This window comes from Mycobacterium sp., assembly GCF_049280035.1.
Taxonomy (GTDB): Bacteria; Actinomycetota; Actinomycetes; order Mycobacteriales; family Mycobacteriaceae; genus Mycobacterium.
Map to the genome: position 1 here is coordinate 1 of NZ_JBAPPI010000356.1, position 8,553 is coordinate 8,553.

Annotated in this window: 7 protein-coding genes, 2 tRNA genes and 3 pseudogenes; 8 read left to right on the forward strand and 4 right to left on the reverse strand. The window is 64.1% G+C overall.

Annotated elements, in window-relative coordinates:
- Positions 1-135, forward strand: a pseudogene (locus tag WAN71_RS11940) (3-isopropylmalate dehydrogenase); the annotation flags it as partial.
- Between the two features lie 181 nt (positions 136-316).
- On the opposite strand, the pseudogene WAN71_RS11945 reads toward WAN71_RS11940, so the two are convergent.
- Positions 317-1,345, reverse strand: a pseudogene (locus WAN71_RS11945) (MFS transporter); the annotation flags it as partial.
- A gap of 150 nt (positions 1,346-1,495) precedes the next feature.
- Between WAN71_RS11945 and WAN71_RS11950 the strand changes: the two are divergent.
- From WAN71_RS11950 to WAN71_RS11965, 4 genes are all read left to right on the forward strand, one after another.
- A complete protein-coding gene (locus WAN71_RS11950) occupies positions 1,496-2,293 on the forward strand; it encodes a fumarylacetoacetate hydrolase family protein (protein ID WP_422225528.1) in 798 nt (265 codons plus the stop codon).
- Positions 2,290-3,762 (forward strand): glutamate--tRNA ligase, encoded by a 1,473-nt coding sequence (gene gltX, locus WAN71_RS11955; protein WP_422225529.1) that lies wholly within the window; start codon positions 2,290-2,292, stop codon positions 3,760-3,762. The genes WAN71_RS11950 and gltX overlap by 4 nt, the downstream gene beginning before the upstream one ends.
- A 117-nt stretch (positions 3,763-3,879) precedes the next feature.
- Positions 3,880-3,951, forward strand: a tRNA-Gln gene (locus tag WAN71_RS11960).
- A 107-nt stretch (positions 3,952-4,058) separates the two neighbouring features.
- A tRNA-Glu gene (locus WAN71_RS11965) sits at positions 4,059-4,131 on the forward strand.
- A gap of 10 nt (positions 4,132-4,141) precedes the next feature.
- On the opposite strand, the gene WAN71_RS11970 is transcribed toward WAN71_RS11965, so the two are convergent.
- Positions 4,142-4,654, reverse strand: coding sequence for a PPOX class F420-dependent oxidoreductase (locus tag WAN71_RS11970; RefSeq protein WP_422225530.1), 513 nt, complete (start codon positions 4,652-4,654; stop codon positions 4,142-4,144).
- A 59-nt stretch (positions 4,655-4,713) separates the two neighbouring features.
- On the reverse strand, positions 4,714-5,415 hold the full coding sequence (locus WAN71_RS11975; protein WP_422225531.1) for an IclR family transcriptional regulator: 702 nt from the start codon (positions 5,413-5,415) through the stop codon (positions 4,714-4,716).
- Positions 5,416-5,502: 87 nt separating this feature from the next.
- On the opposite strand from WAN71_RS11975, the gene leuC reads away from it, so the two are divergent.
- From leuC to WAN71_RS11990, 3 genes are all read left to right on the forward strand, one after another.
- On the forward strand, positions 5,503-6,936 hold the full coding sequence (leuC, locus tag WAN71_RS11980) for a 3-isopropylmalate dehydratase large subunit (protein WP_422225532.1): 1,434 nt from the start codon (positions 5,503-5,505) through the stop codon (positions 6,934-6,936).
- A gap of 17 nt (positions 6,937-6,953) precedes the next feature.
- The gene (leuD, locus tag WAN71_RS11985) at positions 6,954-7,550 is read left to right on the forward strand and encodes a 3-isopropylmalate dehydratase small subunit (RefSeq protein WP_422225533.1); all 597 of its coding nucleotides are present in this window, start codon (positions 6,954-6,956) and stop codon (positions 7,548-7,550) included.
- A gap of 210 nt (positions 7,551-7,760) precedes the next feature.
- Positions 7,761-8,378: an HU family DNA-binding protein gene (locus WAN71_RS11990; protein WP_422225534.1), complete on the forward strand. Its 618-nt coding sequence runs from the start codon at positions 7,761-7,763 to the stop codon at positions 8,376-8,378.
- Positions 8,379-8,448: 70 nt separating this feature from the next.
- Here WAN71_RS11990 and WAN71_RS11995 read toward each other — a convergent pair.
- Positions 8,449-8,553, reverse strand: a pseudogene (locus tag WAN71_RS11995) (NUDIX hydrolase); the annotation flags it as partial.

Genomic DNA, 8,553 nt, shown 5'->3' on the forward strand with positions numbered 1-8,553 from the left:
CTGCTGCTTTCCCACGTCGGCGAAGACGCTGCCGCCGCGCGAGTGGACCGGGCCGTGGCGTCCCATCTGGCCACTCGCCCGACCGGACAGCTATCCACCGCCGAAGTCGGCGAAAGGATAGCGTCCGCGCTCTGATCTCCAGGCCGGGCGGCAGCGTTTTGGCCGGCACAATCGGCACCGCCAGCAGCGGGAACACGCCGCAAAGCAGAAATGCCGGCGGATAACCGTGCGCGGCAATCAGCTCACCGAACACCGGCGGCGCGCCCGCTGCCATCAACCGCTGATAGGTGTTCTGCAGGCCCAATGCGCGCCCGCTCCAGAACGGCCCGGCGTACTCGGTGATCGCGGTGGATTCCAACCCGTTGTCGAGAACCGCGACCACCGATGCCGCGACCATCAGTGCTACGGCGATCGACGAGCGCAGATGATCGGCAAACGCCAACCCGACCAGCACCACGACACCCGTTACGGCCATGATGCGCACCGGACGCAACCGCGACCCGACCCGGTCTGACCACCGGCCGACCATGACCCGGCCAGCGGCCCCGAGCAGCTGCGACAGCGTGACGACGGCGCCTGCCGACGCGATCGACCACCGGTAATTCGTGATCAGCCAGATCAGCATGAATGTCACGGTCACCGTCTGCGGCACCATCAGCAGTGCGGAAACAGCGTGGATTCGCCGCAGCACCCACGATCCGCGGTAGGGGTTGGCCAGCTCCGTAGGGGTGGCCTCGTCCCATTCCTTGCGGGGCGGCTCGATGACCCCCACGACGCTGGCCACCGCCGATGCCGCACACAGCACGGCTGGAAATATCAGGGCCGCCGTCGCCGAGCGGCTGTGCTCAGCGAGCCCGGGAATGACCAACGCGCCCAGCGCGATTCCCAGCGGCTGCGCGGTCTGGCGAACACCCATCGCCAGACCGCGTTGCTCGGGCGGGAACCACCCGGAGACCAGACGACCGCCGGCCGAGTTACAGCTGGCGGCCGCCATGCCGCCGACGAACAGCAGCGCAGCGAAGGACACCATCGAGTGGACCGTCGTCGCAAAGTAGGCGGCTATCGCGGTCAGCGCCGAGCCGACCGTCAACACGATGCGTTCGCCCACCCGGTCTAGTAGATAGCCCCACAGAATCAGCGTCGCCACCATGCCGAAGCTCGGCATCGACGACAGCAAGCCCGCCTCGGCCAGCGGCGTGCCTTGGTCGTCCTCCAGGGCGGGGATCAGGAACGCGACGCCGTTGATGAAGACGAACGCACTTGCCGTCACCACCAGCGAAACCACGACGATCGACCAGCGGCGGCCCGCACTGAGTGTGACCGTGCCGGTCGGCTCCGTCGGCATCAATCCATGCTCGCATAGCGGTGTGAATGCCGTGGCTGTAGCGCCAACCAGCCCGGCTGCGCAAGTCGCGCCGGCCCCTACTCGGCTCAATTGCCGCGCTCCTCACCGGGCCGTGTCGGCCCGGATCGTCGCCCGGCTAGGCTCAGGCAAATGCGCCTTGGCCGAATTGCCAGTCCTGACGGTGTCGCGTTCGTCAGCATCGACGGCGACGCGGACGAGCCCGGCGGGATGATGGCCCGTGAGATCGCCGAGCATCCGTTTGGCACCCCGACTTTCACCGGCCGCTCGTGGCCACTGGCCGACACGCGACTGCTAGCCCCGATGCTTGCGAGCAAGGTGGTCTGCATCGGCAAGAACTACGCCGATCACATCGCCGAGATGGGCGGTGAAGCGCCGGCCGACCCGGTGATCTTCCTCAAGCCCAATACCGCGATCATCGGGCCCAATGTGCCGATCCGATTGCCTGCTGCCGCATCGCCCGTGCATTTCGAGGGCGAGCTGGCGGCAGTGATCAGTCGGCCCTGCAAGGACGTCACGGCAGCGCGCGCTGCCGAGAGCATCCTGGGCTACACCATCGCCAACGACGTGTCGGCCCGCGACCAACAGCGCGCTGATGGCCAGTGGACACGAGCGAAGGGCCACGACACGTTCTGCCCTGTCGGGCCGTGGATCGTCACCGACGTAAGTCCCCTAGACCCGTCCGACCTCGAACTGCGCACCGAGGTCAACGGCGAAGTCAAACAGCACAGCCGTACCTCGTTGATGATCCACGGCATCGGTGCGATCGTGGAATGGGTTTCGGCGGTAATGACCTTGCTGCCAGGCGATCTCATTCTCACCGGCACGCCAGCGGGTGTCGGACCCATCGAAGACGGCGACACCGTCAGCGTCACCATCGCGGGAATCGGAACGTTGACCAATCCCGTTGTCCGCAAAGGAAAATCGTGACTGAAGCAGTCGGTGTACGGGTCCGGTTCTGCCCGTCGCCAACCGGTGTACCGCATGTCGGCTTGATCCGTACCGCGCTGTTCAACTGGGCCTACGCTCGACACACCGGCGGCACCTTCGTGTTCCGCGTCGAGGATACCGACCCCGAACGCGATAGCGAGGAAAGCTACCTGGCGCTGTTGGATGCGCTGCGCTGGCTCGGGCTGAATTGGGACGAGGGCCCCGAGGTAGGCGGGGCCTACGGTCCATACCGGCAGTCGCAGCGCAGCGACATTTACCGCGACGTGGTCGGGCAGCTGCTCGCCGCGGGCGAGGCATACCAGGCGTTCTCGACGCCTCAGGAAGTCGAGGCGCGCCATCTGGCCGCCGGCCGCAGTCCGAAGCTGGGCTACGACAACTTCGACCGTGATCTGACGCAGCAGCAGCAAGCGGCGTATCTGGCCGAGGGCCGTAAACCGGTGGTGCGGTTGCGGATGCCCGATAAAGATCTGGGCTGGGACGATCTGGTCCGTGGACCGACTACTTTCGCGGCGGGTGTGGTGCCCGATTTCGCGTTGACCCGCGCAACCGGTGATCCGTTGTACACCTTGGTCAACCCGGTTGACGACGCCTTGATGAAGATCACGCATGTGTTGCGCGGTGAGGACTTGCTGCCGTCGACGCCACGGCAGATCGCGCTGTACCACGCGCTGACCCGGATTGGGATTGCTGAGCGGGTTCCGGAATTCGCCCACTTGCCAACGGTGTTGGGCGAAGGCACCAGGAAACTGTCGAAACGTGACCCGCAGTCGAATCTGTTCGCCCACCGGGACCGCGGCTTCATTCCCGAAGGGCTGCTGAATTATCTTGCGTTGCTGGGCTGGGCGATCGCCGGCGACCGCGACGTGTTCAGCCTCGATGAAATGGTGGCCGCTTTCGACGTTGTCGACGTCAACGCCAACCCAGCGCGGTTCGACCAGAAAAAAGCAGACGCGATCAACGCCGAGCACATCCGGCTGCTTGACGTCGACGATTTCACCGGCAGGCTGCGCGACCACTTCAATACGCATGGGCAGCACACCGGGCTGGACGATGCACGGTTCGCGGTGGCCGCCGGCCTTGTGCAAACCCGCATCGTCGTGCTGGGTGATGCGTGGGACCTGTTGAAGTTTTTCAACGACGACGAATACACGATCGACCCCAAGGCCGCGGCCAAGGAACTGGGTACAGACGCCGGTCCGGTGCTCGACGCCGCGGCAGCAGCGCTGGATGGGCTGTCGGATTGGACGGTGGCCGACATCGAGGCCGCGCTCAAAGGCGCGTTGGTCGAGGGGCTCGGGCTCAAACCGCGCAAGGCTTTCGGTCCGATCCGGGTGGCCATCACCGGATCCTCAGTCAGCCCGCCATTGTTCGAATCAATGGAGTTGCTTGGCCGCGAGCGCAGTCAGCAGCGGCTGCGGGAAGCTCGCGACCAGGTCGGGCGCGGGTGAGAAGCGACCACATTGTTTGGTAGTCTGCACGTCGGCCCTTGGGCAGCTGGCAGCAGCGGCAGCATGACCATCACATTGTCTGCGGGAAGCCTTTGACCAGCTGTTTTAGGCAGCCAATGGGGTATGGTGTAATTGGCAACACAGCTGATTCTGGTTCAGCCATTCTAGGTTCGAGTCCTGGTACCCCAGCAGTGTTTTTGCAGGGTTTATGCAGGGTTTTTTTCAACGTCCTTCACCGCCTGAGCAATTAGGTGGGCGTATGCCGGTGAGCTATGCTGGCACCTCGGATCGGTTCTGGCCCCGTCGTCTAGCGGCCTAGGACGCCGCCCTCTCACGGCGGTAGCGTGGGTTCGAATCCCATCGGGGCTACAAGCGAAATTTACTGGCCGGTCCCCAGTACGGCCGGTGCCGTCGATCCACCCACCGGCATGGCCGGCAAGCCCAGTTTGCGGTGATCCCAAGAACGCGAGCGACGGGCCACGATGCGCACGCAGACTCGCTTGTTCATCATCTGCTCGACGAACGGCTTCATTTCGTCGCTGTAGGGACCGGTGTAGCGCTCGAATACGCTGACCCCGACCCGGTGCGAGACGTCGGGATCGTCGACAATCTCCGCGACGCCTTCGAAGGACACTCCACACAAGGTGTCATAGGTGTCGCCGCCCTCAATCAGGAAGCTCACCCGCGGGTCTCGAATGAGGTTGACCGCCTTCTGCGACTTGGCCTTGGTTTCCAGCCAGATTTCGCCGTCAACCACGGCGTACCACATCGCGGTCAAATGCGGCTGGCCGTCCGAGCCAATGGTGGCCAGCGTTCCGGTGCGGCTCTTGACGACAAAATCGGCGATCTCGTCGGAGGACATGACGATGCTCGCGCGCTGATTGGTTCCCATCGCGACAGTGTGTCAGGTTGCCACCGTGGGTCCGCTGGGCGGGCAATCAAAGCGGGGCTTTACAGTCGGCGGGTAAGGGCATCGGCTGCCGCCAGCAGATCAGCCGCCCAACGCGCGCCGGGGCGGCGGCCAATGCGGTCGATCGGACCCGACACCGAGATGGCGGCGATCACCGCGCCGCGGGCATCGCGTACCGGCGCCGACACACTCGCCACTCCGGACTCGCGCTCGCCGGCGCTTTGCGCCCAACCGCGACGCCGGACTTCGGCCAGCGCGCGATCGCTGAATTTTGCGGTGGGTAGTACTGCCTGCCGAGTGGCGTCGTCGCCGTATGCCAGTAGCACCTTGGCTCCGGAACCGGCCGTCATCGGCAAACGCGCTCCGACCGGAACGGTATCGCGAAGGCCCGCAGGCGGTTCCACGGCGGCGATGCAGATCCGCCAGCTGCCCTCACGGCGGTACAGTTGCACGCTTTCGCCGGTGATCTCACCCAGCCGCGGCAGCACCATCGCGCTTGCCGCCAGCAGTGGGTCGTTGACCTGAGCCGCCAGCTCACTGACCGCCGGGCCGAGCCGCCAACGCCCATCGCCGTCGCGTGCCAGCAGGCGATGGACCTCCAAGCCGGCGGCTAATCGGTGTGCGGTGGCTCTGGGTAGACCGGTGCGATCGCACAATTCGGCCAACCCGCACGGTGATTCCGCGATTGTGTGCAGCACCACTACGGCTTTGTCGAGGACGCCGATGCCGCTATCCTGTCTCACAGAGAGATACTAACGTCTCGCATAGTGAGATCATGTTATGACACCGCAATGGCGGGTCACAACCAAGGGAATCGGGATGACCGCGTGATGAAGACTTCAGCCGACACTGATGCCGGGCGCCCGCGCACGCTGGCGCAGAAGGTTTGGGACGACCATGTGGTGGCCCCCGGCGGGGACACCGAGCCCGACCTGATCTATATCGATCTGCACCTGGTCCATGAGGTCACCAGTCCGCAGGCGTTTGACGGTCTGCGTCTGGCCGGGCGTCCGGTGCGCCGACCCGAATTGACGTTGGCCACCGAAGACCACAATGTGCCGACGATCGACATCGACAAGCCGATCGCCGATCCCGTTTCCCGCAACCAGGTCGAGACGCTGCGGCGTAATTGCGCCGAATTCGGGATCCGGCTATACCCGATGGGCGATATCGATCAGGGCATCGTGCACGTTGTTGGCCCGCAGCTGGGTCTGACTCAGCCGGGAATGACGATCGTGTGCGGCGACAGCCACACCTCGACGCACGGCGCATTCGGCGCATTGGCAATGGGAATCGGCACTTCCGAGGTCGAGCATGTGCTGGCCACCCAGACACTTCCCCTGCGGCCGTTCAAGACGATGGCCGTCAACGTCGACGGCGAACTGCCGGTCGGCGTGACAGCCAAGGACATCATCCTGTCGGTGATCGCGAAGATCGGCACCGGCGGTGGCCAAGGCCATGTCATCGAATATCGCGGCAGCACCATCGAATCGCTTTCGATGGAAGCCCGGATGACGATCTGCAATATGAGCATCGAGGCCGGGGCCCGGGCGGGGATGGTGGCGCCCGATGCGACCACATACGAATTCTTGCGCGGACGCCCGCATGCCCCGACCGGCGCGCAGTGGGATGCGGCGGTGGCCTATTGGGATCAGCTGGCTACCGACGAAGGCGCCGAGTTTGACACCGAGGTTTATTTGGATACCGCTTCGTTGACGCCGTTTGTCACCTGGGGGACAAATCCCGGGCAGGGAGTGCCGTTGGGGGCGGCGGTGCCTGATCCCGAGCTGATGACCGACGACAACGAGCGCCAGGCCGCCGAGAAAGCGCTGGCGTACATGGACCTTCGACCCGGCATTCCGATGCGTGATATCGCGGTGGATGCCGTGTTTGTCGGATCGTGTACCAACGGCCGCATCGAGGATTTGCGCGTGGTGGCCGAGGTGTTGCGAGGCCGCAAAGTCGCCGACGGAGTGCGGATGCTGGTCGTGCCGGGTTCGATGCGGGTACGCGCGCAGGCCGAAAACGAAGGACTGGGCGAGATCTTCACTGCTGCCGGCGCCGAGTGGCGTCAGGCCGGCTGCTCGATGTGCCTTGGGATGAATCCAGACCAGCTGGCGCCGGGGGAGCGGTGCGCGGCAACGTCAAACCGCAATTTCGAAGGACGCCAGGGCAAGGGCGGCCGCACACACTTGGTGTCGCCTGCCGTTGCCGCCGCCACCGCGGTGCGCGGGAAACTCTCGGCCCCGGCCGACTTGAACTGAGAAGAGGGAGAACTCTAATGGAGGCTTTTCACACCCACACGGGTATCGGAGTGCCGCTGCGGCGGTCCAATGTCGACACCGATCAGATCATTCCGGCGGTCTATTTGAAGCGGGTGACCCGAACGGGTTTCGAAGATGGATTGTTCGCGGCGTGGCGGAACGATCCCTCTTTTGTGCTCAATCTTCCTCCGTTTGACAGGGGTTCAGTACTGGTTGCCGGTCCCGATTTCGGCACCGGGTCCTCTCGCGAGCATGCGGTGTGGGCGCTTATGGACTACGGATTCCGAGTAGTCATCTCGTCTCGGTTCGGCGACATTTTCCGGAGCAATGCGGGGAAGGCGGGCCTGCTGGCTGCCGAAGTTGCCCAAGACGATGTGGAACTGCTCTGGAAGCTCATCGAGGGCAGCCCCGGGTTGGAAATCACTGTCAATCTTCAAGATCGGAATGTGGCTGCAGGAACGGTGGTGGTGCCGTTCAAGATTGACGACTACACCGCCTGGCGTCTGATAGAATGTCTCGACGATATAGCCCTTACGCTGCGAAAACGGGACCAGATCGAGGTTTTCGAGACGGCTCGGACGGCTTGGAAGCCGCAGACATTGCCAACTTCCTGACGGCTCGATTGGCCCCGAATTTCGGGCGCCACAGCGGTGCATTTGACGGCTAGTCCTCTCTCCAGCCACCTATCAAGCGCGGCAACCGGATTCCTAAAAAGTTCGCCAGAACCGATTGAAATTGCGCGTGGCTCTTGGAAATCAGGCACCTGAGGGTTTACCGTGTCCTCTAGTCGGTCCAACGTGGGCCGCTAGCAGCGGAGGATATGCATGAACAAGGCAGAGCTCATTGATGTGCTCACAGTGAAATTGGGCTCAGATCGTCGGTCGGCAACCGCCGCCGTCGAGAATGTCGTCGACACTATTGTGCGGGCGGTGCACAAGGGCGACAGCGTGACCATTACCGGCTTCGGTGTCTTCGAACAGCGCCGTCGCGCGGCACGTGTAGCCCGTAACCCGCGCACCGGTGAGACGGTAAAGGTAAAGCCAACATCTGTGCCTGCGTTCCGGCCGGGCGCACAATTCAAAGCGGTTGTCTCTGGCGCGCAGCGCCTCCCAGCGGAAGGACCAGCAGTGAAGCGAGGTGTCGTCGCCGGCGGAGCCAAGAAGGTGGCCAAGAAGTCGCCGGCCAAGAAGGCCACCAAGGCCGTCAAGAAGGTTGCCAAGAAGGCCCCGGCCCGTAAGGCCGCTGCCAAGAAGGCTCCGGCCCGTAAGGCCGCGACCAAGCGGGCACCCGCAAAGAAAGCCGTGAAGAAGGCTACAAAGTCGGCGGCAAAGCGGGTCACCAAAGCCGTGAAGAAGGCTCCCGCGCGTAAGGCACCGGCCAGGAAGCGCGTCGCCAAGAAGGCTCCGGCCAAGAAGACCACGGCCCGTCGCGGCCGTAGGTAGGCGCTAACCACTCAACACGAAGATTCGCCGCGCGGCTGTCTCATTGAGACGCCCGCGGCGAATCTTCGTGCTAGGTCCCCACGTTGGTGGCCAATGCATTGCCGATGTGGTCGGCGGCAACCAGATGGCCGTCCGCCAGCGAAAGCACCCACGTGCTGCCCTTGCGGTTGCGGGA